Annotated in this window: 28 protein-coding genes; 8 read left to right on the top strand and 20 right to left on the bottom strand. The window is 50.7% G+C overall.

Annotated elements, in window-relative coordinates:
- Window positions 1–1,179 (top strand): DUF445 domain-containing protein (locus tag A0129_RS05905; RefSeq protein ID WP_291713267.1); only part of this gene is annotated, 1,179 nt, incomplete at its 5' end.
- A 63-nt stretch (window positions 1,180–1,242) separates the two neighbouring features.
- Here the strand turns inward: A0129_RS05905 and A0129_RS05900 are convergent.
- Together A0129_RS05900 and A0129_RS05895 are read right to left on the bottom strand one after the other, a co-directional pair.
- Window positions 1,243–1,623, bottom strand: coding sequence for a hypothetical protein (locus tag A0129_RS05900; RefSeq protein ID WP_291713265.1), 381 nt, complete (start codon window positions 1,621–1,623; stop codon window positions 1,243–1,245).
- Window positions 1,577–2,188, bottom strand: a complete 612-nt coding sequence (locus A0129_RS05895) for an alpha/beta fold hydrolase (protein ID WP_291713263.1) — start codon at window positions 2,186–2,188, stop codon at window positions 1,577–1,579. Before A0129_RS05895 ends, A0129_RS05900 begins: the two co-directional genes overlap by 47 nt.
- Window positions 2,189–2,402: 214 nt before the next feature.
- Between A0129_RS05895 and A0129_RS05890 the strand changes: the two genes are divergently transcribed.
- The gene (locus A0129_RS05890) at window positions 2,403–3,179 is read left to right on the top strand and encodes a ferredoxin--NADP reductase (RefSeq protein ID WP_291713262.1); all 777 of its coding nucleotides are present in this window, start codon (window positions 2,403–2,405) and stop codon (window positions 3,177–3,179) included.
- An 84-nt stretch (window positions 3,180–3,263) separates the two neighbouring features.
- Here A0129_RS05890 and A0129_RS05885 read toward each other — a convergent pair whose 3' ends face one another.
- Together A0129_RS05885 and A0129_RS05880 are read right to left on the bottom strand one after the other, a co-directional pair.
- Window positions 3,264–3,668 (bottom strand): carboxymuconolactone decarboxylase family protein, encoded by a 405-nt coding sequence (locus A0129_RS05885; RefSeq protein WP_291713261.1) that lies wholly within the window; start codon window positions 3,666–3,668, stop codon window positions 3,264–3,266.
- Window positions 3,658–4,119: a hypothetical protein gene (locus A0129_RS05880; protein WP_291713260.1), complete on the bottom strand. Its 462-nt coding sequence runs from the start codon at window positions 4,117–4,119 to the stop codon at window positions 3,658–3,660. Before A0129_RS05880 ends, A0129_RS05885 begins: the two co-directional genes overlap by 11 nt.
- A gap of 81 nt (window positions 4,120–4,200) precedes the next feature.
- On the opposite strand from A0129_RS05880, the gene A0129_RS05875 reads away from it, so the two are divergent.
- On the top strand, window positions 4,201–4,500 hold the full coding sequence (locus tag A0129_RS05875) for a hypothetical protein (RefSeq protein WP_291713259.1): 300 nt from the start codon (window positions 4,201–4,203) through the stop codon (window positions 4,498–4,500).
- Window positions 4,501–4,517: 17 nt separating this feature from the next.
- Here A0129_RS05875 and A0129_RS05870 read toward each other — a convergent pair whose 3' ends face one another.
- On the bottom strand, window positions 4,518–6,422 hold the full coding sequence (locus A0129_RS05870) for an ATP-binding protein (protein ID WP_291713258.1): 1,905 nt from the start codon (window positions 6,420–6,422) through the stop codon (window positions 4,518–4,520).
- A gap of 21 nt (window positions 6,423–6,443) precedes the next feature.
- A complete protein-coding gene (locus tag A0129_RS05865) occupies window positions 6,444–7,148 on the bottom strand; it encodes a dienelactone hydrolase family protein (protein ID WP_291713257.1) in 705 nt (234 codons plus the stop codon).
- Between the two features lie 179 nt (window positions 7,149–7,327).
- Between A0129_RS05865 and A0129_RS05860 the strand changes: the two genes are divergently transcribed.
- Both A0129_RS05860 and A0129_RS05855 read left to right on the top strand, forming a co-directional pair.
- Window positions 7,328–7,597, top strand: a complete 270-nt coding sequence (locus tag A0129_RS05860; protein ID WP_291713256.1) for a hypothetical protein — start codon at window positions 7,328–7,330, stop codon at window positions 7,595–7,597.
- A 17-nt stretch (window positions 7,598–7,614) separates the two neighbouring features.
- Window positions 7,615–8,679, top strand: a complete 1,065-nt coding sequence (locus A0129_RS05855; RefSeq protein ID WP_291713255.1) for an MBL fold metallo-hydrolase — start codon at window positions 7,615–7,617, stop codon at window positions 8,677–8,679.
- Window positions 8,680–8,719: 40 nt separating this feature from the next.
- Here the strand turns inward: A0129_RS05855 and A0129_RS05850 are convergent, their stop codons facing one another.
- The 8 genes from A0129_RS05850 to asd form a co-directional block, all read right to left on the bottom strand.
- Entirely contained in the window at window positions 8,720–9,133 is a 414-nt protein-coding gene (locus tag A0129_RS05850; protein ID WP_291713254.1) for a hypothetical protein, read from the bottom strand.
- A gap of 226 nt (window positions 9,134–9,359) precedes the next feature.
- Complete coding sequence (locus A0129_RS05845) at window positions 9,360–10,787, bottom strand: AarF/ABC1/UbiB kinase family protein (protein ID WP_291713253.1); 1,428 nt, start codon at window positions 10,785–10,787, stop codon at window positions 9,360–9,362.
- A 110-nt stretch (window positions 10,788–10,897) separates the two neighbouring features.
- The gene (locus tag A0129_RS05840; protein ID WP_291713252.1) at window positions 10,898–12,223 is read right to left on the bottom strand and encodes a DUF1329 domain-containing protein; all 1,326 of its coding nucleotides are present in this window, start codon (window positions 12,221–12,223) and stop codon (window positions 10,898–10,900) included.
- A 38-nt stretch (window positions 12,224–12,261) separates the two neighbouring features.
- Window positions 12,262–13,134, bottom strand: a complete 873-nt coding sequence (locus A0129_RS05835) for a class I SAM-dependent methyltransferase (RefSeq protein ID WP_291713251.1) — start codon at window positions 13,132–13,134, stop codon at window positions 12,262–12,264.
- A gap of 8 nt (window positions 13,135–13,142) precedes the next feature.
- A complete protein-coding gene (locus A0129_RS05830) occupies window positions 13,143–13,523 on the bottom strand; it encodes a DUF2237 domain-containing protein (protein ID WP_275270775.1) in 381 nt (126 codons plus the stop codon).
- A 3-nt stretch (window positions 13,524–13,526) separates the two neighbouring features.
- On the bottom strand, window positions 13,527–13,976 hold the full coding sequence (locus tag A0129_RS05825) for a hotdog fold thioesterase (RefSeq protein WP_291713250.1): 450 nt from the start codon (window positions 13,974–13,976) through the stop codon (window positions 13,527–13,529).
- Between the two features lie 51 nt (window positions 13,977–14,027).
- The gene (locus tag A0129_RS05820; RefSeq protein ID WP_291713249.1) at window positions 14,028–14,771 is read right to left on the bottom strand and encodes a hypothetical protein; all 744 of its coding nucleotides are present in this window, start codon (window positions 14,769–14,771) and stop codon (window positions 14,028–14,030) included.
- 20 nt (window positions 14,772–14,791) lie between these two features.
- A complete protein-coding gene (gene asd / locus A0129_RS05815; RefSeq protein ID WP_291713248.1) occupies window positions 14,792–15,592 on the bottom strand; it encodes an archaetidylserine decarboxylase in 801 nt (266 codons plus the stop codon).
- 134 nt (window positions 15,593–15,726) lie between these two features.
- Here asd and A0129_RS05810 point away from each other — a divergent pair, with 134 nt between their 5' ends.
- On the top strand, window positions 15,727–17,400 hold the full coding sequence (locus tag A0129_RS05810) for an aminotransferase class III-fold pyridoxal phosphate-dependent enzyme (protein WP_291713247.1): 1,674 nt from the start codon (window positions 15,727–15,729) through the stop codon (window positions 17,398–17,400).
- Here A0129_RS05810 and A0129_RS05805 read toward each other — a convergent pair.
- The 4 genes from A0129_RS05805 to A0129_RS05790 form a co-directional block, all read right to left on the bottom strand.
- A complete protein-coding gene (locus A0129_RS05805) occupies window positions 17,337–17,969 on the bottom strand; it encodes a hypothetical protein (RefSeq protein ID WP_291713246.1) in 633 nt (210 codons plus the stop codon). The two genes, A0129_RS05810 and A0129_RS05805, sit on opposite strands and share 64 nt — an antisense overlap.
- 379 nt (window positions 17,970–18,348) lie before the next feature.
- Complete coding sequence (locus A0129_RS05800) at window positions 18,349–19,512, bottom strand: acyl-CoA dehydrogenase family protein (RefSeq protein ID WP_291713245.1); 1,164 nt, start codon at window positions 19,510–19,512, stop codon at window positions 18,349–18,351.
- Between the two features lie 26 nt (window positions 19,513–19,538).
- Window positions 19,539–20,309 carry an SDR family NAD(P)-dependent oxidoreductase gene (locus A0129_RS05795; RefSeq protein WP_275270769.1) on the bottom strand — a complete coding sequence of 257 codons (771 nt, stop codon included), beginning with the start codon at window positions 20,307–20,309 and terminating at the stop codon, window positions 19,539–19,541.
- A gap of 140 nt (window positions 20,310–20,449) precedes the next feature.
- Complete coding sequence (locus A0129_RS05790; protein ID WP_291713244.1) at window positions 20,450–21,346, bottom strand: LysR family transcriptional regulator; 897 nt, start codon at window positions 21,344–21,346, stop codon at window positions 20,450–20,452.
- Window positions 21,347–21,460: 114 nt separating this feature from the next.
- On the opposite strand from A0129_RS05790, the gene A0129_RS05785 reads away from it, so the two are divergent.
- Together A0129_RS05785 and A0129_RS05780 are read left to right on the top strand one after the other, a co-directional pair.
- The gene (locus A0129_RS05785; protein WP_291713243.1) at window positions 21,461–22,423 is read left to right on the top strand and encodes a sodium-dependent bicarbonate transport family permease; all 963 of its coding nucleotides are present in this window, start codon (window positions 21,461–21,463) and stop codon (window positions 22,421–22,423) included.
- A 93-nt stretch (window positions 22,424–22,516) separates the two neighbouring features.
- Window positions 22,517–23,014 (top strand): hypothetical protein, encoded by a 498-nt coding sequence (locus tag A0129_RS05780; protein ID WP_291713242.1) that lies wholly within the window; start codon window positions 22,517–22,519, stop codon window positions 23,012–23,014.
- A 175-nt stretch (window positions 23,015–23,189) separates the two neighbouring features.
- Here A0129_RS05780 and A0129_RS05775 read toward each other — a convergent pair whose 3' ends face one another.
- Together A0129_RS05775 and A0129_RS05770 are read right to left on the bottom strand one after the other, a co-directional pair.
- Complete coding sequence (locus tag A0129_RS05775; protein ID WP_291713235.1) at window positions 23,190–23,345, bottom strand: hypothetical protein; 156 nt, start codon at window positions 23,343–23,345, stop codon at window positions 23,190–23,192.
- Between the two features lie 114 nt (window positions 23,346–23,459).
- On the bottom strand, window positions 23,460–24,386 hold the full coding sequence (locus A0129_RS05770) for a LysR family transcriptional regulator (RefSeq protein ID WP_291713233.1): 927 nt from the start codon (window positions 24,384–24,386) through the stop codon (window positions 23,460–23,462).
- Window positions 24,387–24,412 lie beyond the last annotated feature (26 nt).

Raw genomic sequence — 24,412 nt, 5'->3', positions numbered from 1 at the left:
GTAGTTGCCGCCATCCTTGGTTATGTCACCAAGATTGCCGCGGTCAAAATGATGTTCTATCCCATGAAGTTTGTGGGCATTCCTCCATTCTTTGGCTGGCAAGGCATTGTCCCGCGCAATGCCCTTCGCATGGCTTCCATTGCAGTTGACACCATTACGACCAAGCTTGTGTCGGTCAATGAAGTGGTTTCCAAACTGGACTCTGAACGTTTGGGCAAGGAGCTCGAAGGTCCGGCCATGGAAGTCATTGAGACCATCATTCGTGAGGTGATGTCAAAGCATCAGCCAAGGCTTTGGGAAAGCTTGCCTAACTTTGCCCAGAAAAAGCTGATTGATCGAGTGAAGAAAGATGTACCCGGAGTCATTGCCAGCGTGATGGAAGACATCAAGGGCAACATCGATGAAATTCTCGACTTGAAGGCCTTGGTCATTCGTATCCTGATGAAGGACAAGCACCTGCTGAACCGGATTTTCCAAGAGGTAGGCCGTGAAGAATTCAAGTTCTTTGGCGTGTCAGGACTCTATTTCGGTTTTATGATCGGTGTCGTGCAAATGATTCTGTGGGTACTTCTGAAAGAGCCATGGATTCTGCCCGTATTCGGTTTTCTGGTGGGTTTTATTTCTGACTGGATCGCTTTGAATATATTGTTCGAGCCTAAGAAGCCCATTCCGTTCGGTTCCTACACCATTCAGGGCCTGTTCCTGAAACGTCAGCAAAAAGTGGCTGCGGATTACGCAAAAATTATTGCGCGCGACATTCTCACGCCACAAACCATCATCGGTGAAATGGTGGCGGGCCCTCTGTCTGAGCGAGTCCAGAAAATGGTGGATGAACGTGTGCGGGAAATGGTGGACAGCAAGGCCAGCATTGTGAAACCTTTCGTGGTGATGGCTGTAGGTGCAGAGTCATTCCAGCGCATGAAACAAGACACGTCCGAAATGTTGATGGCACGCTTGGCCGATGTGATCATGCATGCCGAAACTTACGTTCAGACTTCACTCGACATTGAAAACGTGGTGGGCAAGAAAATGCAGGCCATGACTCCGTTGGAGTTCGAGGGACTGTTGCGCCCGGTTTTCAAGCAGGAAGAATGGATTTTGATCATGACTGGCGCCATTTTGGGTGGATTGGTGGGTGAAGGCCAACTGATGGTGATGATCAAGCTGGGTATTATTTAAGTGCATTGAATACCCATGACAAAAAACCCGGCAGGTGCCGGGTTTTTTTATTTGCGAGACCGGTTAGACATGAACCCTGGCTTTGGCCAGCCCAGGATTCTCTCGACCAGTTTCCGCAAACTCCACAAATTCTGACACGCAATTGGCCACCCATTCGGAATGACTTTGCACAACCCAGTGCTGGGCATCAATGTCGCGACGCCATACATTGTGGGCATATGGGTAGCAGGACTCAACCAATGCCGTGGTTACAAATTTGTCTTTGGTGGGTACCAACAACTGGACTGGTACATCAGTTTGGCGCAAACGCGGACTGCTGATGCGGGGCAACATGTTGGCGCGGTACAAGTTGATGCCATTTACACCGTCTTTGCGTTGCGTGGGATTGGCATCGTGTTCAACACCTTCCATCTTCTTCACAATACCAGGCCATGCTTTGTCCAAACCCATTTTTCCAGGCAGCAGGCGCCAAGAACGGCAACTGAAATGCATACACATACCAGGAATGCATCAACTGCCCCATGACATTGCCCAAGGCCTTGCGGTTATTGGCAAGAAAGCTGTTACGCATCCACATGCCTATGTGGTCAAGGCATGGGCCCGAAATGCTGGTATAGCTTGCTATACGCGATTTCAAGCGATGGTCGGTCACGCTTTCCCACGTTTGAATGGAACCCCAATCGTGCGCCACCAAATGAACTGGTTGGGTAGGACAGACCGCACGCATTACCGCCTGAAGGTCTTCAGACAGTTTGTTCAGGGAATAATCCCACATCCAGCCTGGTGCCGTGGACTTTCCACAGCCACGAACATCGTAAGTCACTACATGGAAGTGATGTTTTAAAATTTCAACAACCGGGTCCCAGACCGTGCTGCAATCGGGATACCCGTGCACCAAAATGATGGTTGGGTTGTGCGGTTCGCCGTGGCTGTTAACTGCAAGCTCAACGTCACTGGAGTGAACAATCATTTGGTTCATACGGCGCTGTTTTTCTTGTGTCTCTGTCATGGGGGTTGCCCTTATTGGATGTTGTTTGGTGTCTTGGCAGGTTGAGCTCCCAACCACTTTATAACCCCCATTGAACCTCTATTCTTTCGGTTGGGTTAGAGGAGAAACTCCAAATAAGCAAATAACTAAAAAATAGAATGACTTACAGCGTTTTTTGATGCAGTGCGTTATTATTGGGCCGTTTGAAAAACTTACGAGATCTAAAGCCGCAACCATGTCAAATCTGATTCAAGAACAAGTCACTGAAGTCCACCACTGGAACGACACCTTATTCAGCTTCAAAACAACCCGAAGCCCTGGCCTGCGTTTCCACAACGGACACTTCGTGATGATTGGCCTGGAAGTGGAAGGCAAACCTCTGCTCCGTGCCTACAGTATTGCCAGTGCAAACTATGAAGAGCACCTCGAGTTTTTCAGTATCAAGGTGCCCGACGGCAAATTGACGTCACGCCTGCAACACTTGAAAGTAGGCGATTCCGTACTGGTGGGCAAAAAACCCACTGGCACCCTGATTCTTGATGACTTGAAACCTGGTAAAAACCTGTTCATGTTTGGCACTGGGACGGGGCTGGCACCTTTCATGAGTCTGATCAAAGACCCAGAGGTGTACGAGCGTTTTGAAAAAGTCATCCTGGTTCATGGCGTACGCTATGTGAATGAGTTGGCCTACAGCGAATTCATTACTGAAGAGCTTCCCAATAATGAGTTTTTTGGTGACCTGGTGCGTGAAAAACTGATTTACTACCCCACCGTTACTCGCGAAGAATTCAAGAACGTGGGTCGCATCACCACCCTGATGGAAAATGGCGAATTGTGTAAGGATGTCGGCCTACCGCCCCTGAACCCCGAAACAGACCGTGCCATGATCTGCGGAAGTCCCAGCATGCTGGCCGACATTCGCGGCATCCTGGACGCCAAAGGTTTCGTGGTGTCGCCTGGCGTGGGCGAACCAGGCGACTATGTCTTCGAACGCGCATTCGTCGAAAAATAAGGTTTGCTTAATCAAAAACAAACCGGAGCAAGGATTAATTCCCTACTCCGGTTTTTTTGTTGCCCTGAATCAAGAAACTAAAAGTTACTTGCCGACAGCTTTTTCTGCTTCAAGCTCTTCCAGCAAAGCCTTGGCATGACGCATGCTGTCCATGGCTGCAGGGAATCCGCAGTACACACTGGCGTGAATGATCAACTCACGCAACTCATTGGGTGTTACGCCATTGTTGATGGCACCGCGCATGTGGAGTTTGAGCTCGTTAGGTCGATTCAAGGCGATCAACATGGACACAGTGGCAATACTGCGAATTCTGGGCTCAAGCCCTTCACGAGGCCACACTGTGCCCCACGCGTGGGAGGTCACAATGTCTTGCAAAGGTGCAGCAAAATCTTCAGGATTTGACACCGCTTTGGCCACATAGTCAGCGCCGAGCACCTTGGCCCGCATCGCCTTGCCGGTGTCGTAATTGGCCGGCTTGTTATTTGCCATACTTCTCCCCCAGTTTTTCAATGAACCGATCCACCAAACCATCAAACATGGTTTTAATAAAACCAGGTGTCGCAGCCTTCAACAACATGGGTACCTTGATGTCGCGCAATTGACCGTTGATTTCGATTTCAATGTCAACCTGTTTGCCATTCGGCTTGAACTGGAAAGCCCCAGAAAGAGTCGCATTGCCGACGCCTTCCTTGGCCTTGAAGCTCAAACGTCCGTTGGCTTTGTCCACTTCGTAAATGGCCGCGTAATGAACCGCGTGAGAAACACCCATGGCACCAATCGGCTTGAGTTTCCACTCAAAGGTATTTGGGCCCAGCTTGTTCAAGCTTTCCAGCTTTGGGAAAATTGAGATCAGAGGCTCAATCGCTTCGAGGTCAGCCAAAACGGCATCGTAATTCAAAGCCACTGTGGCTGTTTTATCCAGTGAAAGTTTGCTGTCCATGTCAAATTCTCCTCAGTTTTAAGACCGTGTCTCGTGTGCTGGAGTACACTGCCGAAATGATAATTTGGTTAAATAATACTCATGAGTAACATACCAGCAGATCCGCTATTGCGGATTAAAAAGCTATCAGATTCACTCCAAAATAATGAATTTGAGAACACCAGTGCATTAATTTTTGCGTTCCGACAGGAGAAAGACCTGTTACGCGATCTACCCGCAGTGTTCGAAGGTGCACTTGAAAGTATCCTTGAGCGCCTGGAAAGTACCGCTATGTTTGGCGGTGAAAGCTGCTCGTTCAGCCAAAGTGATCTGTTGGCAGCACTCACGATTTGGCTGGAAAAAGCCAAGTCCTACCTCGAAAAGCAACTGGGTATCGCATAAACAAAAGCTTGTCGTGTTCAGGCGGATTTCTGGACAATCTCTTCAATCAATTTGTCGAGCTTCTCAAAAGACACGGGTTTGGTCATGTGCAAGTTCATACCAGCCTGTGTCGACATGGTGATGCTCTTGTCATCCGACAAACCAGACAAAGCACAAATAAAACTGTCTTTTGACGCAGCGCTGTGCGACCCCCGAATTACTTTCGTAGCCTCATGCCCATCGAGATCGGGCATGTCGATGTCCATCAATACCAGATCAAAACGCTGTTTTTCACAGAGCTCCACTGCAGGCAAGCCGCCAGTGGCTTGTACAACTTGGTGCCCCCTTTTCCCGAGGTAACGGTCTAGCAACTTGATGTTCATGGGGTGATCGTCCACCACCAGAATACTCAATGCTCGGGAGGCCGCCTCCACCACCTTAATTGAGGTAGTCTGGCCCTGCGCCGTGGCCAGCGGCAAATTCAAACTGACTGTAAACACCGAACCCACACCGGGTTCGGAACTGACATCAATTCGCCCTCCCATCAACTCGACAAGTCCCTTGCAAATCGCCAAACCCAAACCAGTCCCACCGTATTGGCGGTTAATTTCTCGACTGGCCTGGCTAAAGCGCTGAAACAACTTTTGCAAGGCTGGCTGACTGATTCCAATACCACTGTCAGCCACTTCAATAAACACCTCAATCCGACCCTGAGCAGGCTGTGAGGTCATCAACCGCATTTTGACATAGCCGGTATCTGTAAACTTCAACGCATTGGATACCAGGTTTTGAATCACCTGCCTTAGCCTGTTGGCATCGCCATGAACAAAGCAAGACCCTTCACTTTCATTGACCAGTGAAAATTCAAGATTTTTTTTGAGGGCGAGGTTGCGGTTCAGTGAATACACTTGCCTGACCATGGCATCCAGATCAAAAGGCGACGGATCAAGTTTCAAACCATTGGCCTGAATACGCGAGTATTCGAGCACATCGCTCAAGATCAAGTGCAGGCTAGTTGCCGAACTGGAAATATTACGGACATCACCGCGCAGTTCGGGATCATCAAGTTGTTCCTCGAGCAATTTGGAAAAACCGATAATGGCGTTTAGTGGGGTTCGCAGTTCATGGCTAATCGTGGCCAGAAATTCAGACTTGGCGCGATCAGCACTTTCGGCCTGCTCCTTGGCCAAAACCAGATCACTGACATCAAGGCAAACCGCATACATGCTGACACCCGGGGCTTTCGCCTCACGTTGCAAGGTCAACTGAAAGTACTGTGGCTCTACCCCACTGCGCCGGGTGGTCGAAAAAACCAGTGACTCTCGATTGGGAAAGGCTTCAGGGCGCGACAAGACTGTGCGAAAGGCAGCGTGGTATTTTGAATCGATGTGCTTCAGTACAGCAGTCCAATCGGCGATAAATTCGGCTCGGCTCAGTGAGAAGAAACGTTCAATTGAATTGTCGACATTTTCAACACGCACTTGCCCTTGCCCGCTGACGCTGAATTCAACAACAAAGCCATTCAAGCAATTTTCTACACTGATCAACCGGCGTTTTTCTTCATCAAAACTGGCCAACAACATGCCTTGCTGCTGGCTCAATCGATGCACCGTATCAACCAGTGTTTGGAAAAAATCTTTACCCGCCAAATAATCGGCGGTAACTTCCGCCCCCCCGACATTCAACAAACTTTCCTTGAGCTGGAAATTCATCCATGCACGGGTCAACACACTGCCCGCGACACAAGAAACCCCAACGACCACGGCCAGCAGCAAAAGCTGCCCAAACCAGGCCAGGTCGCCCAACTGCGTCCAAAACACAGTTGAACCAACCACACTTACAGCAAAAAGCAGACACAACAAGGGATGATTGCGCCATGAGTCGTCAATGGCTTCTGAAACTACTTTTCCCAAAGATGAAACGTTGGCCGGGGTTGCTTTCAAGAAAGTCACCTGTCCAGTGGCTCAAGCCGAAATGGTTCTGGATAAAAATTCCAGTGATCGACCTCTGGCCAATGCAGCCGCCTTTTGTTGATACATGGGGCGTCCCCAACAATTAAAGCCATGATCCACATTTGGATAAGTGTGAATTTCCACTTCGCGCTGATTCTCAAACGCAGCTTTGATTTGAGAAACCGCCTCCATGGGAATAAAACCATCTTTCTCGGCAAAGTGCATCAACATCGGAATTTTGGCCTGCGGCGCGCGATCAAGCGCGGTGTGAATACCGCCCCCGTAGTAACAAACGCTTGCGTCCACAGCCCCCACTGTTGTTCCCACCAAGTAAGACAGCATCCCGCCCATGCAGAACCCCAGACTGGCTACTTTCCCAATGACTTCCGGACGAGCTTTCAGCGCTTCGGCCGCAGCACACAAATCCTCAACTGCCTTGGGGAAGTCCATTCCCTGCATTAGCGCAAATCCTTTTTTAAAACCGGTGTCATCATAGCCAATGTCAACACCTGGTTCCTGTCTCCAGAATACATCCGGAGCCAACACCACGAAACCATCGCTCGCGTACTGGTCGGCAACTTCACGAATATGCTGATTCACACCGAAAATTTCTTGAATCAGCAAAATGCCCGGGCCCTTGCCTGTCGGTGGAAGGGACAAGTAAGCGTCAAACTGGCCGCCGTCTATGGCATTGATCGAGATTCGATGGGACTGCATAGGACTCCTCTCTGGTAGACAAAACAAATGACTTTGAATTGTAGCAGTCTGGTTTTGTTCAGGTGCGCTGTCAAAGACTACAAAAAACCACATCAATTAAAAAATACTGTACACAGTTACAGTGTTTATTGTACAGTTGTTTCAAGGAGCAAATAAAAACAGCAGATGGAGAAATCAAGATGAGCATCAAACGATTTACTGTATTTTTTGTGTTGTGGGTGTTGGGTTGTGCCTTCGTTCTCGAGCCAGCGTTCATTGCACCCATGTTTGAAACCAGCAGCACTCTTGAGTTGGCCTTTGCCGGAAATCCGGGACAACTGGGCGGTCTTGAATTAAACACAAACAGCAGCACTGCGGTAGAATCAATGGACCATTTCAGAGTACTTTGTTTGCTCTACTTCGGCTTGCCTGTTGCTGTTTATTTGGCGACGCAGTGGAAGGAACTCTAATTCATTCGTGTTGAACCATGAAGTATGTAGTCGCAGGTGTGCTGAGTGTCGTTGCCGGTTTTTTAATTCAAGGCTGTGCAGCATCAAATCCCTATTTTGACTCGAGTAAGCCCCACCACAGGCCTGATGGCTTCGTGAACTCCGATGGCACCACTGTTTCAAAACCGATGTCTGACCTGCTTCGGTGGTACCGGGAGCGATTTGGAAAAGACCTGCCGCCACCTCCCGGCCAATTCATTGCAAGCTACGCAGATTTCCCGCTAAGGGCGTTCGACAAAAGCCAGCTTTCAGAATACACGGACACCACAGCCACTTGGCTAGGGCATGCAACGGTCATGGTGCGCGCCAACGGCTTCACCCTGCTGACAGATCCCCACTTTTCAGTCCGCGCGTTTCCGGTGCAATGGGCAGGTCCATCACGGAAAGTTCAATCTCCGAGTCGCGTGGAAAACCTGCCAAAAATTGATGTGGTGGTCATTAGCCACAGCCACTATGACCACCTGGACCACAACACCGTGGTTAAACTAGCCGAGCAGCAACCTGACACCCTTTTTCTGGTGCCACTTGGACTGGAGTCTCTGTTGAAAAGCTGGGGTGTCAGGAATGTGAAGGAAATGGACTGGTGGGAAACCCACACCCTGGGAGAAAACCAGGTTACGTTTGTACCCGCTTACCACTGGTCAGCGCGCACATTGGCCGACAGAAACAAATCACTGTGGGGCGGATGGACACTGAAAAACCCAAAATTGAGCTTCTACTTTTCTGGTGACACTGGTTACAGCAAAGACTTCGAGGAAATTGGAAGACGTCTGGGCCCTTTTGACTTCAGTGCGATTGCGGTGGGCGCCTACGAACCCCGATGGTTCATGAAGGCACAACACATTAATCCAGATGAAGCGGTACAAATTCACAAAGACGTACGCTCAACGAAATCAATGGGCATTCATTGGGGTACGTTCGAGTTGACCGATGAACCGCTGGATCAACCCATCGGTGATTTGAAACTCGCGTTGGAGCAACACAATGTGGCCCCAGGTGACTTCAGGTTACTGGGACATGGAGACACGATTAATCTCGATTGATCGTCGGAAAATTCTAAATGACTTAGATTGTCTGTCTAGGTCAAATCAGCTTGTTGAATTGGGGCATGCAATGACGGACCAAAGTCATGGTCAGCAGGTTGCTCAGCTGTTCGTCAGTGGCCTTGTCCGACAAAAAATGGAGTCCAGCGAACGAGCTCCAAGTTGCCTCGGAGACCCTAAACGGTGTGTCTTGGATAATCAGGATTTGCGTACCGGCCGCGTACATGTCCAGTAAAGTGTTTTGAATCAATGCGCTTGAGCGCTGAAAGCTTGCTCTAACCACAACCACGCCTACGCTAAGATTCTCGGCGGCCAAGCTCAGTTCCTTACCCGTCTGACGAGGTAGTACCTCGTATTGACCCCATACTTTTTGAGCGAACGCGCACAACTTGTCCAGCAACTGTTTGTTGGGTTCCAGGACCACCACACCGATTGAGTCTTGCGCTGCTGACATCTTATTCGCCTTTTTGTCTAGGACAACTTTGATCATTTGACCACAAGCTCGTGGGTAGAGCAATGCAAATTACTCTATATGCTCAATAAAGATAATTAATATGCAGTGCGATAACCATTAACGCACGTTTAGAGCACGCAAGGGCGCAAAGGTTCCGCCTGTTTTGACACCAAAACAGGGAACTCGTTGACAATTTCGGACAAAGAGGATTTGTCTGGATTGGAACTTAACTCAGATCCAAATAGGGCTTCAGTAGCTCATGCAGGCGCAGTTCAGCTCGCAGAGTTTTTAAGGTGACCAACACCCCGCCAATCCTCCGATGCAGGAATATGATTTCCTGAGGCGGTATCTTGAAATGCTTGGACATCATTTTCAATGCTGCAGTCTGACCCACTCTAGCTGGCAAGTCAGTGTCGCCAAACCGATATGCTCCCCCAGGGGTGTAAAGCCGCTCTGACACCATGGGGTCAAATGGCTTGCGAAACGGTTCAACAATCAATTCGGTTAAATCGCCAAACCCCTCCAGAAAGGATTGAGGAGTGTTGCTGTCCATCAAGCCGATCTCTAAAACACCTTGAGCAACCTCGCGTCGGTCTGCCTGAAGTGATCCACGAACAATGCGCCCATAGCTGTCAACAAAGGACTTGTCGAACGGACGCGTTGCACCAAAATCCAGCGTTACGATCTGATCGTTCTCTGCATCGGGATCAATGCGAACCCGGTAGTTTCCAAAATGAGGATCGGTTTGAACCAGATTCCAGTCAAAAAACTCAGTGACAAAAAGTTCAGCAAAACCCTGTGCCAAGGCATTCCGGCGTTTTTGCGACAAGGCTTGCACTTCTTTGGAAGAAACGGAGTACCCGGGCTCATAACGTGTGGTCAGCACTCGTTGCGCGCAAAATTCTGGATAAACCTTCGGAACGATAAAACGCTTGTCGTCAACAAGCCGGTCATAGAATATTTCAGTAAATTCCCGCTCCTGGACATAATCGCACTCTCGAACCAGCATGTCGCGTAGTTCATTGAACACATCAGTCAAATCAAGTGCTTTGGGAGCCAAACGTGTCGCAGAAATTAACCTCGACAGGGTACGAATGTCCGTGTCAATCGCGTTGGCCACACCGGGATACTGAATTTTGACAACGACCTGCTCACCAGTAGCCTTAATGGTCGCCAGATGAGCCTGGCCCAAGGATGCAGCAGCAATCGGCTTTCGATGAATATCGAGTTTTGCTATTGTTGTTTCACCCAAGGCATCAATCAGTTGAGGCTCAACGAATGACCAGCTGACCGCCGGCGTATTGTCCTGCAGGGTGGCCAACACCTCGACAGCCTCTTCGGGCAGAAAATATTGCCCATACAAGGAGAGCATTTGCCCCGCCTTCATCACGCTACCTTTCAGGCGACCCAGCTCATCAGCCAGTTCTTTGGCCTGCGCGCGATAAAAGTTCCGATTGGCCTCGTCCTTGGATTCACCACGGCGGAAGAAATTGCGAACCGTGTGCCCTGCAATTTTGGCACCCGCACCCACCCCCATGCGTGTCAATGCAACATTTCGCTCAAAGGCACCGGTTTTGATGCGGTCCATGGTGCTGCCATCGGCGATAGCCTCCGAATTGGCTTCGGAGTTGTCGGGTTTGTCCTGCTCGGCCATGCTGCGAAAAGTCCTTGCGAATACAAAGTAAGTTGGGCGACATTGTAGTAGCTGGTCGCCCGGTGCTGATGAAAAAGCACTCTAAATCACCAAAGCATTTTCACTCAGGATCAGCGCATCAGTTTACGAAGTGCAGCGGGCGTAAAGTCGCCCGGTTTCACGGCCACATTGAATTCAGTGGCAGGTTCTTCATTCTGGAAAGCACTGAATACAGACTTGCGAGCATTCAAATCATGTTGTACTTCACCGGCGGTGTACAAGCCCGGCGCATCGTAAGCTTGCATCAGATACAACATTTTGACGCGCCACAATTCTCCCTTGGTGTCGTACTGGTCCATCAGGGCCACATACCAGCTGTCTTCATCCACATACATGGTGCGCTTGGAATAGATATGTTCGGCGCCCTGCTTCAACGTGCCTTCAATGACCCAAACACGGTGCAGTTCAAAACGTGTCAGCTCCGGTTTCAAAAAAGCATCACTGAGCATGTTGTCGTACTTCAGGCTTTTGTCGCTTAGCTTGTAGTTGTTATAAGGAATGTACATTTCACGCTTGCCAAGGAGCTTCCACTCAAATCGTTCTGGTGAACCATTGAATCCATAAATATCGTCCACAGTACGCAAAGCATCGGTATTGCCCGCCGGTGCTGCATGTACCAGTTCAGGTGCGCGCAATACCCGGCGCTGACCGGAATTCACGATCCATGCATTACGCGCATCCTCTTTAAAATTGAGGGTGTCAAGCACCAACAACGCTTCGCCTGATTGTGCGGAAGGCTTGGTCGATTCGCCGATCAGTGCGAACAACAGCGTGCTGCCTGCCTTGCCGATTGCTGGCGCCCACGCAATGGTTTGGCTGCTGGCAAATGTAATCGGCTTGCTGCCATTGCCTGCCACAAAGCCAGCTGTGTGCGACCTTAAAGTTTGTGCCGGGCGACGAAGCAAAGTATTCCAGACCGCCTCAAGACCGTTTTTGGGTTGAGGGAAAGGCACGCTGGTGGATTGAACCCCCTCAACCGCAAGGCCGCCATGCGCCAGCTTGGCCTTGCCAGCTTCGGCTCCGATACTGGTCATCATCTCTGAAGAAAATGCGGCCGTGCGATGTGTTTTGTAAACGGGAATGCTGTAGTTCGGATAGCGTTTGATCAAGGCGATTTGCCCGGCAGGCAAAAATTTCTCATGCTGAGCCAAATTACTCTGGTTCACCACGAACAAGGGTTTTTCACCTGCAAATGGATCAACGTAGCCCTTTTTGGGATCAAACCCGGCTGGCGCTTTGGTAAGCCCTCCAGTCCACTCAGGAATGGTACCGGCCGCATTGCCGGCTATTTCAGCGCCCAAGGCGTTCACTGAACCGGTTTGGGCGATGGCAACGGTGCCGCTCAGGGCAAACCACATTGCCGAGGCCACTACGCCTCGCAATAATTCAAATCGCATGTTGTCTCCTGCTGGTGGTTCTGCTTTTTCTTGTCAGTCTACTTTACCGCACTGGCGGGGCGCGCAAACAGAATGCGACAAAAGTCTGCGCCTTTGCCTGAACACGCAGGAATTTGCGCTGCAAAGTCGCTGGGCTTAAGCACTTGGCAAGCCATACCCAGTTCCTCCATGGCCAATTGCAAATGACCTGCTGTTTCAAAATGCAGGTGCACTTTGCCCCGAACAAAAATACCAAGGCCTGCAACGAAAGCCTGTGCAAGAGGATCGGAGTTTTGGGCCTGCAAGTGAATGTCGGAAAGATAAGCCCCCTGCTGAAACTGCGCCAAAGTCGAAGAAATTCTGGTCCACAGGTTCTGTACGGAGTCTTTGTCAAAATAATTTAGCAGTCCTTCAGTCACCACCGCCAAGCCTTGGCTGGTATCCAACTGCATGGCCAAACCATCCAGACTGTGTGCACCCTGCTCGGCAAAAGCGTCCACCACCTTGATGTGGTGATTCGGGCAAGCCCTCAGGCGTGTGGCCAGCAGCTTTTTCTTTCGAGCGACCATACCTGGCAGATCAGCTTCAATATAGGTAATCTTGTCGCCGTAGCGCTCAACAAAACGGCTTCCACGAGGCGACAAACCCGCTGCTATCTCAATGATTTGAGTGACTTTTCCTGACTCAATCAGTTCAGTCAGATGATGATCGATCAGATCGTGCCGGGCCAACAGAAAATCTTCCAGTGTCGGGCCACCGAAACTTCTGGACACAAACATGGTAGGCGCCAGTGCAAGGTGCAATGCACTGGCAGGCATGGATTTCAATTCAGGAATAGAACGACCTGTGGTTTGCCAAACCTGCCCCGTGTACAAAGCCGTGGGACTGATGCGAGCAGCAGACAGCCACTGCGAGGCCAGTTTTTTAACCATGAGATCCTCTAAACAATTGAATGTTCAAGCAGGGTTTCCAAAGGGATGATATCCAGTGCGGTTTGATTGGTTCCCTCCAAATACACAGGTGGCGCCACCCCAGCCTCATAGGCCTCCAGCCAACGGCTGGCACATACACACCATCGGTCTCCTGGCTTCAGCCCGGCAAATCGATATTGGGGCATAGGGCTGATGAGATCATTGCCCATGCGCAACTGGAATTCCAGAAACTCTTGAGTGACTTTTGCACAAACTACATGCCGACCTAAATCGTTGGGACCGGTACTACAACAACCGTCTCGCATAAAACCAGTGAGTGGCGCATAGGAGCAGGCAAGCAAGGGCCCGCCGAGAACATTTTTATCTTGTTTCACAGTAACTTTCGACATGAATTATTTTGAACCGGGAACAGGCACGACGGCCATGGTGAGTCTGGAAATACAACTGAGCTTTCCACTGTCATCGTGCAGCTCAATATTCCAGACTTGCGAGCTTTTGCCGGCATGCCATAACTTGGCTGTGCCCGTCACTTTGCCGCTTCTAACGCCACGCAGATGATTGGCGTTGACCTCTTGCCCGACGCAATAAAATTTGCTGTTGTCAACCAGCAAATTGGCGCCAATACTTCCCAAGGTTTCAGCAAGCACCACATTTGCTCCGCCATGAACCAGGCCAAAGGGCTGAAACGTTCGGGTGTCTGCTGGCATGGTGCCGCGAATATAGTCGGGCCCCACTTCGGTGATTTCGATGCCCAAAGCCTCACAGGCTGTGTTTTTACACATGGCATTCATGTTTTCCAGATTGGGAGTGGAAAACCAAATGGATTCTTGATTGTTTTGCATGGCTGCAGAGTCTCTGTAAGTTTAATTTGTGTCCTATTTTAGGCATGCAATTTAAACTTTGGGACAAGCCTCGATGAGTTTGGCCACTGTATTAGACAAATTTAGGGCAGTTTCATCTTTCAGGCGCTGGCAGTTACTGTACAAGTCCGCCTCGCTGAAGGAAAAACCAGCGCCAGCATGGGCCACGGCGATCACATTGCCACTGGAGCAAGGCGACAAAGCCATTGCATGCCCATCGAACGCATCCAGCAAGCGCTGCTTGCTCTGGGTTGAATCTTTCTGATTGCTTAAAAGATTGGCGACCAAGTACCCCTGCTCACTCAACAAGGCCTTGCAATTCAGGTAAAACGCAGTCGAGTTCAATGGACCTACCTTGGCTTTGCCATCAAAACCGTCCACCATGATCAAATCGAATTGCCGGGAATTGCGGCTTGCCTCAATAGCCACGTAGTCTGCGCCGCAACTCACTTCAACCTGAAAGGTTGGGGAAAACGGCGGCAGTTTGAAATGCATTTGCGCAGCTGCAACCACTGCATGCGATATTTCCACCACGGTGATTTTGCAGGCGGGCTTGTGCTTGTGTAAAAACTTGGGCAAGGCTCCCACCCCAAGACCAACAAACAAAGCGGAACGTGGCCAATTTGGGTCAGAATTCAGCAGCAATGGAGCCATCATTTCGCGGGTGTACTCAAGCTCGAGTGCATAGGGCCTTGCAATACGCATGGCCCCTTGCACCCAGTCACTGCCGAAATGCAGTTGGCGAACGCCCTTTTCTTCGCTGATCAATATGTCCATAGGGCGAAAGAATAACCGAATTATTCAAACAGGGCTTGCCCCATGAACAATCGGCTTCCTTCACTTAAGCCCTCGACAAGATTCCAGCATGGTGGCACCAACAACACAATGGTGGAGCCGTGCTCAAACCACCCAAGCTCTTCTCCCTTGTGAATGGGCGTGTGGGTGCGCACGCGTTGAGGCCCGCGGTCGGTTTGATTAAACACACGCCCAGTGCAATGCAAGCGAATGCCCGCAACCAGGATGGCCGCCACCGGTACGATGGCGAACGGTTCACCTTGCACGGTTTTGCCGCTCAACACCGCACGCTCATTTTTACAAAACAGCTTTTCTACGCGTTTCAAGGCCACGGGGTTTACATTCCATGTATCCCCGTGAATGTAATCCACTTGGTCCACCACTCCATCAATTGGGGAATGCATACGGTGATACATGCTGGCTGTAATCCGGATGGTAAGGTATCGATGCCCATGAAATTTAATCGCAAGTACTGGGTCTACCAGCAATTCTTCGATTGCGTAAGGAAAGCCTTTAACCTGAAGCAGGCTGCCGTCCTCCACTAGGCCATGGGCGCCCAGAATTCCATCGCAAGGGCTGGTGCCCAAGGCACTTGAAGCCACAGGCCGCATACCCGGCTTCAATGCACGGGTAAAACAATCATGAATGGAGTTGAACTGCTGCTTTTGCGCCTCGTGCAGGTTTAAATCGGCAAATTGGCGCCACAACCACAAGGCTGGCTGGGCAAACCACGGGTGTTTGATTTTGCTCACCTTGCCCATCAACCAAGAGCTGAACAAGCGAGGGATTCGATTGGTCAGCATGAAGTTGGCACTCTCTTGTAACCGAATGCGGGACGCCTGATGTGCAGAATATGCCTGTGTATTTTTTTGCAATTTAATCAGCCTGTCACCGAGATGGCGTACAACCATACCTGTTGTATTTGACAGAAATGTGTATGAACCTTGACAGCCTGACTTTACTCATTGGCGCCAGCGCCAGTGCATACCTTGTATTCAAAGCGCACCGCCGGCTTCAGCTGTCGCGCGCCAAACACCCCGGCTTAAGCGGCCATGTGCGAATGGCCAAGCGCGTATCGAGACTGATACCGCATTACAGCCTGGAAGGTGATTCGTTTTTCAACTGTGACGGTGCCAACGATGCGCTCGTTGAGAAGCGCCGCAAAGGTTTCCAGAATTTGTCCCAAGACCTGCTGGGGCGTGCACCACAGGGCAAACGATTGCTGGAACAGGCCATCAGCAGCATTTCCGATGCGCAGTTTACTCACAAGTACCGCGTTCCCTTCCAGTTTAGAAACATGGTCAACGAGAATTTGTTGCCTGCACTTTTTCTGAGTAAATCAGAGGGTGTTCATCTGTGGGACATCGATGGCAATGCTTACATCGACGTGACTGGTGCCTACGGCACCAACCTGCTGGGCTACGACACTTACAAAAGTTTTATCCGCCAGGCAGCCATCGACATGGACCCATTGGGGCCAGTGCTTGGCCCCTATCACCCGGTGGTGCTGGACAACACGCGCAGAATTTTAGCCCTGGCCGGTCAGGATGAAATTTCATACCACATGAGCGGAACCGAAGCAGTGATGCAGGCCGTGCGCCTTGCGCAATACCACACTGGTCGACAACGCATCGTGCGTTTTGCGGGTGCCTACCATGGCTGGTGGGGCGATGTACAACCCGGCGTGGGCAACCCTGTAAGCGCAGATAGAACGTTGACGCTACAAGAGATGAGCCAACGCACACTGCATGTACTGGCCGCCCGAAAAGACATTGCCTGCGTATTGGTAAACCCGCTGCAAGCCTTGCACCCCAATAGCAACGCACCCGGTGACTCCGCCTTGATCAGCAGCGGCCGCAAAGCGGGTTATGACAAAGAGGCCTACACCCAATGGCTAAAACAGCTTAGACAGGTGTGCACCGAGAACGGCATTGTGTTGATACTCGATGAAGTGTTTCTGGGATTCCGCCTGGCCAAAGGTGGCGCACAAGATTATTTTGGGGTGCGTGCCGACATGGTGACCTATGGCAAAACTCTGGGTGGTGGCCTGCCTGTGGGTGTGCTGTGTGGAAAAGCCGAATTGATGAAACGCTACCGCAACGACAAGCCAGCTGATATCTGCTTTGCTCGGGGTACATTCAATTCACACCCTTACGTGATGCAAACCATGAACCTGTTTCTAAGGCACATTGATGGTGTTGAAGTGGAACGGATGTATCAGAACGTCGACACCGTCTGGAACACAAGGCGTGCAGCACTGAACAAACGCCTGACGGAACTGGAATTGCCAGTTGAAGTGCAAAACATGACTTCAATTTTCACCATTCTTTACAACACCCCATCGCGTTTTAACTGGATGTTTCAGTTTTACCTGTTGCAAGCTGGCGTGATGTTGAGTTGGGTAGGTTCAGGGCGAATGATTTTCAGCCACAACTACACCGATTCTGATTTCGATGTGTTCTGCGACCGCTTTATTCAAGCGGCCCGCTGCATGCAAGCCGATGGCTGGTGGGACACCAGCGAGGCTTGCAACAGCAACAAGAAAATTCAGCGACGTGTGCTCAGTGAAACCTGGCGTGCCTTGACATCATCCATGGGATCAATCAACTGACCTTTGAGAAGATAGAAAGGCGACTTGTAATAAATCTTCACGTCATGGAATGGGTCGGTGATAATTTTCAGGGCCCAGACCAAACCTGTTTCAATGTCCCGGATAAAGAACAGGTGAATGGTTCTGAACACCAAACCACCCAAGCCCAGCCACAACCAAGATTCGCCTACACTGCGAACAAAACTGGTCATGTCTGCACCAGTAGGCTGCAATCCGAACGTAGACGGGCTGAACCAGATCAACACTGGCAAGGCACCCCAAATGCTCAGCAATATGACTTTGCGACGCAAGTTGTAACCCACCTTGATGTCTTCCTTGTGATCGTGCGTGGCATCGTTCACATAATCGTAGGTTTTGGGTTCGAAAAAGAAGTGACCGATTTGACGGCTGGTCATGGCCACCAACCACGCCACGAGGGCTGCAGACACAGGGTCAATAAACAGCAGCACATAGCCAAACAGAAATGACAGTGCGCTGAGCAAGTGCAGGCTTTGATTGATACGGCTGTGGTGATAATAGCGGTGGTCGTCCCAGCGCTGTTCGTGCAAAGTTTCGAAGATTTTTTTCATTTAGGCGATACAAGGAAATGTTGAAAAAGTACTAACTTCCCTTTATGCCAGTGTGATGTTGCGGTTTTGTGTCCGATCATTGCAATTGGCTGCTCAAGCAGCGTAGTTACTCGCCCAACCAGCGCGAATCCCAATCATTCGCCTGAAAACCTGATTCTCCCTTTTTGAAATTCACCCTGACTCACCTCGCTCGGCAAAAAAGCGGGCCGAGTCTCGGTGCCGGCCCTTGGCCGACCGTGGCGGATGAATTCAAACGGGCAGGTTTTCTTTAAGGCGAAGCGATTGGGACATCGCTGCTGATTGGCTGGAGTATGTTCGCTAACGTCGGTGAGTGAGGAATCGGGCAACCCCGTCGAGTTGGCGAAATAACAGTCGTCGCCTACCGTCCCAACTCTCCACGCGCAATCACCTCTTTCATGATTTCCGACGTGCCCGCATAAATGGTTTGCACCCGCGCATCGGTGAAGAATCTTGAAATTGGGTATTCCTCGGTGTAACCGTATCCGCCAAACAACTGCAAGCACTCATGGGTCAACTTCACCTGCAACTCGGTGGACATCAGCTTCAGGATTGAGGCCTCCTCAGTCGTCATCGCCCCCAGTTTGAAGCGCGCCTCACACTGTCTCAAGTAAGCTTTGGTCAATTCCAGCTGTGCGCGCAGCTCAGCCATTTTGAATCGCGTGTTCTGGAACTGCGAAACCGTGCTGCCAAACGCCTTGCGTTGGGTGACGTATTCTGCAGTTATCGCCATGGCACCTTCACAGGCACCGACGGCCTGAGAACCCAGGCCCAGGCGCTCGCGCGGCAGTTCTTGCATCAAATAAATAAAGCCTTTATTTTCCTCACCCAGCAAGGCATTGGCGGGCACGCGCAGGTTGTCGAAAAACAGCTCCGCAGTGTCGTTGGAATGCTGACCCATTTTCTTGATGCCCTTGCCCTTTTTGAAACCGGGCAAGCTACTGTCCACCAAAAACAGGCTGATGCCTTTGGCACCTTTGGTGGTATCGGTTTTTGCGGCCAATACGATCAGGCCACAATGCAAACCATTCGTAATGAAAGTTTTTGAGCCATTGATCACCCATTCGTTCCCGTCGCGAACTGCGTTGGTGCGCATGCCCGCCAAATCACTACCCGCCCCTGGCTCAGTCATGCCAATTGAACCCACAATTTCACCCGTGACCATACGGGGCAACCACTGTGCTTTTTGCTCAGCAGTGCCCAGGTTATTGATGTAGGGCATCACGATGTTGGCATGCACATTCAAAGCGGTGCTGAGCGAGTGCAAGTTCAAGCGACAGGTTTCTTCCAGAATCATCAGAGCCACTTCGAACGGAGCTCCGGCGGCGCCGAATTCCTCAGGCATGTCTGGCCCCAACATGCCGGCGGCACCCAGCGTCAGCCAGGCTTCCTTGGGCATCCAGCCGTCTTTCTCCCATTGGTCGTAATGCGGAATCACCTCTTTTTCGAGACAGCGCAACAGCATGTCCCGAAACAAAGTGATGTCCTCATTTTCAGCCATTTTGAATTGGTCTACGGTGCCCATGATGATTCCTTATTCAGATACTTCTATTACTTCGCCTGCATGCGAATGCTGCCATCGATACGGATGGTTTCACCGTTCAGGTAATTGTTTTCGACAATACTCACGCACAGGCGACCATATTCAGCGGGCGCACCGAACCGCTTGGGGTTTTGAACCATCGCGATCAAGGGCTGGCGGTATTCCTCAGAAACACCTTGCATCATCGGCGTGTCAAAAATGCCTGGGGCAATGGTCATGACCCGAATGCCGTAGCGACCCAAATCGCGGGCCATGGGCAGGGTCATGCCAACCACACCACCCTTACTGGCTGAATAGGCAGCCTGACCTGTTTGACCATCAAATGCAGCGACCGAAGCGGTGTTAATGATCACGCCACGCTGGCCGTCTTCATCGGGTGCGTTCTTTGCCATGGCTTCAGCAGCCAGGCTTGCAATGTTGAATGTACCAATCAGGTTGATATTGATGGTTTTCGCAAACGCCTCAAGGGGAAGTGCTTTGCTGTCGCGGTCCAGCGTTTTTCCTGCTGTGCCCACACCTGCACAGTTGACTGCGATGTGAATCGCACCAAAGGCAGCCAAAGTTGCATCAATGCCCGCGCGAGCCGACGCTGCATCCGCGACGTTTACTTTCTGGAAAATCACTTTTCCGGGGTGCGCAGCCTGCGCGGCCTTGCCCGCCTCTTCGTTCATGTCGAACACCGCCACCTTGGCACCAGCAGCAACAAATTGCTCCACCGTTGCAAGGCCCAGACCTGACGCACCACCCGTAACCACCGCTACCAAATTATTCAGATTCATTCAAAAGTCTCCAAAACTGCTGTTTTTATGAAATAAATAGATGATTAACCGCAAGGTTAACGCAGAAAAGACCATCAAGGTGGAGGATGAATTCGAACGAACGTTCGTTTTTAAAGCATGGTCCAAATCCACACCCCAATTCAGCGCCCTTTCTTTAAATCCACATTCAAATAGCGCCAAAAATCGGCAGCCACCGGTGAAGGCCGTTTGCCATTGGGCCGAACCGTGTACCAGTTGGCGTGAATAGGAAAGCTTTGTACATTCAAAACCTGAAGACTACCTGCGGCCGTGCCCGCATTCAGGGCATGTTCGGAAAGTACGGCCAAACCCATGCCGCCTTGCACCGCCTGTTTAATGGCCTCATTGCTGCCCAGTTCCAGCCGTACAGTCGGCTCAAAACCCAAACTTTCAAAATGCGAATCACAAGCCAAGCGGGTCCCTGAACCCCTCTCCCGCAAAATAAATGGGTAGCGAGCCAGTTCGGTGTGTTTGATACGCTTGCGCTGGGTTAATGGATGGTCGGCAGGTGCAACCACCTGCAAGGAATTGGTCATGAAGGCCTTGGCCTCCACATCAAGATTTGCGGGAGGTTTGGACATGATATAGAGGTCATCAAGGTTATGTTCCAGCCGCTGAATAACACCATTGCGGTTCAACACCTCCAGTGCAATTTCAACTTCCGGATATTTGGTGCAGAAATCGCCCAACAGGCGGGGTACAAAATATTCGGCTGTACTTACCACAGCCACAGTCAGCCTGCCTCGCCGAAAACCTTTGATGTCATCAATCCTCTGCTGAAATGCTTCCAGTTCCGCCAACATGGCACGCGCCGTAGTTTCAAGCTCCAGGCCAGCGGGGGTTAGGTAAACCGCCTTGCCGATGACCTCGTACAAAGGCAAACCCACTGATTCTGCCAGCTCCTTCATTTGCATAGACACAGTGGGCTGGGTGACATGAAAATGCCTCGCAACCGCTGTAATGCTCTTGAGGCGGGCAAGCGCAGTGAACAGGTGAAGCTGCCGAAGAGTCAGATTCATGGTTTATACCTCGCCATTTGCATAACCTTTTAATAATGATATTTTCTTTTTTTCTGATTTTACATGATTGATCATTGTGAATAGCATGGGCGCACTTTCAATATTCCGCGCATCATGAACAACTTCACAGACCCCGCAATCCTGTTCTTCCTTCTGGGCATTTTCAGTGGACTGATCAAATCCAATCTTGAAATTCCTGCACAGGTCAGTCGATTCCTCTCCCTTTACCTGCTGATGGCACTGGGCCTGAAGGGTGGTTTTGCCTTGCATGAATCAGGATTCAATACGCAAGTGCTGGGCGGTTTGGGAAGTGCTGTTGTGCTAGCTGTTCTGGTGCCTTTGATCAGCTACCCAATCTTGAAGCGCTGCATTTCCGCTTTTGATGCAGCCGCAATCGCAGCAACCTACGGCTCGGTCAGCGCGGTGACTTTCATTACTGCGGTGCAGATTCTCGAAAAATCCGACATCGCGTATGGTGGCCATATGGCTGCCGCCATGGCCTTGATGGAATCGCCCGCCATTATTTTGGCAGTGCTCTTTGCCAACATGGCACGCAAGCATGGGCAAGGTTCTAATTCAAGCCCGGCACCTGGAAAAGGCTTTGCTCACCTGCTGCAAGAATCGTTCACCGAAGGCGCACAGCTTTTGCTGCTGGGAGCCATGCTGATCGGCTACATGAGTGGCGCGGAAGGCAAACAGGCCATGCAACCCTTCACCGGCGACTTGTTCAAGGGCATGCTAGCTTTCTTCTTGCTCGACATGGGTTTGACCACAGCCAAACACCTTCCGAAACTAAAAACGGTTTCTCGCTGGATGGTGGCGTATGCGGTAATTGCGCCGATAGCACACGCCGCCCTGGCTTGGGTTTTGGCCAAAACCACAGGCGCCAGTGTAGGTGATACGGCCTTGCTCATGGTGCTGGCCGCCAGCGCTTCCTACATTGCCGTGCCCGCTGTGGTGCGTTATGCAATACCGGAAGCAAACCCGAGTCTGTATGTTGGGCTTTCCTTGGGCATTACATTTCCGCTGAATATTTTGGTGGGTATACCTGTGTATGTCCAGTTGGCGAGCTGGTAAGCGGACTAATCACAAGGAGTGAGTAGAAATCACTGAATTTGAACTCCCATAATCGCTGGCTTACGCTTTGGCTCTTAATTCTACGGAGCCAATATGCCGACCAAAGCCATTTGTCATTTTTTTCATCGAGACATCATCATTCCCACGCTCAAAACAATGAATATGGGAGGCGACAATATCGCTGAATTACTACTTGGAACCGCGTTGGTTGAAAGCCGATTAACCTGGCGAAAGCAAATGGGCAAAGGTCCTGCTCGCGGCTTGTATCAAATGGAAATGGCAACGCATGACGACATTTGGGACAACTATCTCAGCTATCGCAAATCTCTGGCTGACAAGGTTTTGCAATTCAAAACTTCCCACAAAGCGAATGCAGAAGAAGAACTCATCAACAACGATTCGTATGCAACAGCCATGGCACGCGTACATTACGCTAGGGTGAAAGAAGCAATTCCTGATGCAGGAGACATTGTAGGCATGGCCAATTACTGGAAAAAATACTACAACACAATTTTAGGCAAGGGATTCCCCGACAAATATGTGGAAGTATGGAATCAAACCGTTGGGGAGCTGGTTTGTGATGCCAAATAAATTTAGTGTGCTCGTGATTTTAACTTGTAGCCATCTAAACTCCGTTTTCGCTGAACCCATCCGGTTCATCGAGAGACCGACCATCTATATTTCGGATACAAGTATTTTGAAGGTGAATCAAGACGCTCAAACCACGCTCGAATCTTTCGTCAGGAACTGGTCACAATTTGAATTGTTAATCGACAAAAATCTTTTCCCGATCAAAGCTCCCAACTGCCAAAAAACAATTCAGATCCGATTCAAAGGCATAGAGCCAATCAAAAACCGGATTAGCCCCGCCCAGCAATCTCGATGGGAATTGCTCGAACGTCTCAGAAAGAGCAATATTCAAGACACAAGTCCTGTCTTTCTACAGATCGACACCAGGCAGTACATGAAGAAGTCAGCAGACGGAAAATACACACTGGACTATTGCAATGTTTTTGTGGAATGAATCTGTAAGGTATCACCCCAACAACTCAATTCCATCCAGTTCCCGCGCACACACTTCCCGCATCACCGCCACAAAGTCGGCGGTGTAATGTTTGCCCGCGATGGCTTTGGGTAAAGCTGCGTACAAGGTTGACATCAAACCCTTTCTACCCAAAGGCACCTGGGCCACATAACCGCGGTCCACATAGCCTTTCACCGCCCAGGCTGGCAAGGCTGAAAGCCCGCGTTTGCTGGCCACCAATTGCAACAGCGCCACAGTCAGTTCGCTGCTGCGGCGCTTCACCTGTACACCGGCGGGAGTCAGAAAATGCTTGATCACATCCAGCATGTCGTCGGGCACCGGGTAGGTCAGCAAAGTTTCACCAGCAAAATCAGAGGGCTTTAAATAGGTACGCTTGGCCAGTTTTGAATCCACAGGCACCAGGCCTACCATTTCGAACCGAAACAGCGGAAAGGAAACAATGCCCTCCTCCTCGCAAAGTTCGGAGACGATTGCAAGTTCCGCATCGCCCTTGTGCAATAGCCCCACCGGGTCTGCATGAAAACCGGAAACAATGTCCAGTTCAACTTCTGGCCATCGGTTGCGGTACACATCCATCGATGGCATCAGCCAGTCAAAGCAGGTGTGGCACTCCACGGCCACACGCAGCGGGCCGCCTGCCCCCTGCTTCATTTGCAAAATATCAAGCTCAGCCTGGTCCACCTGCCCCAGCACCTGCCCGGCCAGCTGCAACAGGCGTTGCCCCACCACGCTGAAACGGCTTTGCCCACCCTGTTTGTAGACCAGTTCTTCTCCTAGCCAGTCTTCCAGCGCCTTGACTTGATGCGACACCGCACTTTGGGTAATGCACAACACATCGGCCGCACGGCTAAGGCTGCCGGTTTGTTCAATGGCCTGTAGGGTACGCAGGTGGCGCAATTCCAGAATACTTTTTGACATGAATTCTATTCACTATTTTCGATAAT

This window comes from Limnobacter sp. CACIAM 66H1, assembly GCF_001601825.1.
In the GTDB taxonomy this organism is placed as follows: Bacteria; Pseudomonadota; Gammaproteobacteria; order Burkholderiales; family Burkholderiaceae_B; genus Limnobacter.
This window is presented reverse-complemented; position numbering and strand designations above follow the sequence as displayed.

Excerpts from the sequence above, each read along its gene's own strand:
- A0129_RS05880 (WP_291713260.1), bottom strand. The coding sequence starts at position 4,119 with ATGGACAGCAAACTTTCACTGGATAAAACAGCCACAGTGGCTTTGAAT.
- asd (WP_291713248.1), bottom strand. The coding sequence starts at position 15,592 with ATGCTGACCAATCGAATCCCTCGCTTGTTCAGCTCTTGGTTGATGGGC.
- A0129_RS05860 (WP_291713256.1), top strand. The coding sequence starts at position 7,328 with ATGAGCATCAAACGATTTACTGTATTTTTTGTGTTGTGGGTGTTGGGT.
- A0129_RS05795 (WP_275270769.1), bottom strand. The coding sequence starts at position 20,309 with ATGAATCTGAATAATTTGGTAGCGGTGGTTACGGGTGGTGCGTCAGGT.
- A0129_RS05855 (WP_291713255.1), top strand. The coding sequence starts at position 7,615 with ATGAAGTATGTAGTCGCAGGTGTGCTGAGTGTCGTTGCCGGTTTTTTA.
- A0129_RS05885 (WP_291713261.1), bottom strand. The coding sequence starts at position 3,668 with ATGGCAAATAACAAGCCGGCCAATTACGACACCGGCAAGGCGATGCGG.
- A0129_RS05865 (WP_291713257.1), bottom strand. The coding sequence starts at position 7,148 with ATGCAGTCCCATCGAATCTCGATCAATGCCATAGACGGCGGCCAGTTT.
- A0129_RS05785 (WP_291713243.1), top strand. The coding sequence starts at position 21,461 with ATGAACAACTTCACAGACCCCGCAATCCTGTTCTTCCTTCTGGGCATT.
- A0129_RS05810 (WP_291713247.1), top strand. The coding sequence starts at position 15,727 with ATGAACCTTGACAGCCTGACTTTACTCATTGGCGCCAGCGCCAGTGCA.
- A0129_RS05840 (WP_291713252.1), bottom strand. The coding sequence starts at position 12,223 with ATGCGATTTGAATTATTGCGAGGCGTAGTGGCCTCGGCAATGTGGTTT.
- A0129_RS05830 (WP_275270775.1), bottom strand. The coding sequence starts at position 13,523 with ATGTCGAAAGTTACTGTGAAACAAGATAAAAATGTTCTCGGCGGGCCC.
- A0129_RS05895 (WP_291713263.1), bottom strand. The coding sequence starts at position 2,188 with ATGACAGAGACACAAGAAAAACAGCGCCGTATGAACCAAATGATTGTT.
- A0129_RS05820 (WP_291713249.1), bottom strand. The coding sequence starts at position 14,771 with ATGGACATATTGATCAGCGAAGAAAAGGGCGTTCGCCAACTGCATTTC.
- A0129_RS05835 (WP_291713251.1), bottom strand. The coding sequence starts at position 13,134 with ATGGTTAAAAAACTGGCCTCGCAGTGGCTGTCTGCTGCTCGCATCAGT.
- A0129_RS05790 (WP_291713244.1), bottom strand. The coding sequence starts at position 21,346 with ATGAATCTGACTCTTCGGCAGCTTCACCTGTTCACTGCGCTTGCCCGC.
- A0129_RS05780 (WP_291713242.1), top strand. The coding sequence starts at position 22,517 with ATGCCGACCAAAGCCATTTGTCATTTTTTTCATCGAGACATCATCATT.
- A0129_RS05800 (WP_291713245.1), bottom strand. The coding sequence starts at position 19,512 with ATGGGCACCGTAGACCAATTCAAAATGGCTGAAAATGAGGACATCACT.
- A0129_RS05805 (WP_291713246.1), bottom strand. The coding sequence starts at position 17,969 with ATGAAAAAAATCTTCGAAACTTTGCACGAACAGCGCTGGGACGACCAC.
- A0129_RS05890 (WP_291713262.1), top strand. The coding sequence starts at position 2,403 with ATGTCAAATCTGATTCAAGAACAAGTCACTGAAGTCCACCACTGGAAC.
- A0129_RS05770 (WP_291713233.1), bottom strand. The coding sequence starts at position 24,386 with ATGTCAAAAAGTATTCTGGAATTGCGCCACCTGCGTACCCTACAGGCC.
- A0129_RS05825 (WP_291713250.1), bottom strand. The coding sequence starts at position 13,976 with ATGCAAAACAATCAAGAATCCATTTGGTTTTCCACTCCCAATCTGGAA.
- A0129_RS05875 (WP_291713259.1), top strand. The coding sequence starts at position 4,201 with ATGAGTAACATACCAGCAGATCCGCTATTGCGGATTAAAAAGCTATCA.
- A0129_RS05850 (WP_291713254.1), bottom strand. The coding sequence starts at position 9,133 with ATGTCAGCAGCGCAAGACTCAATCGGTGTGGTGGTCCTGGAACCCAAC.
- A0129_RS05845 (WP_291713253.1), bottom strand. The coding sequence starts at position 10,787 with ATGGCCGAGCAGGACAAACCCGACAACTCCGAAGCCAATTCGGAGGCT.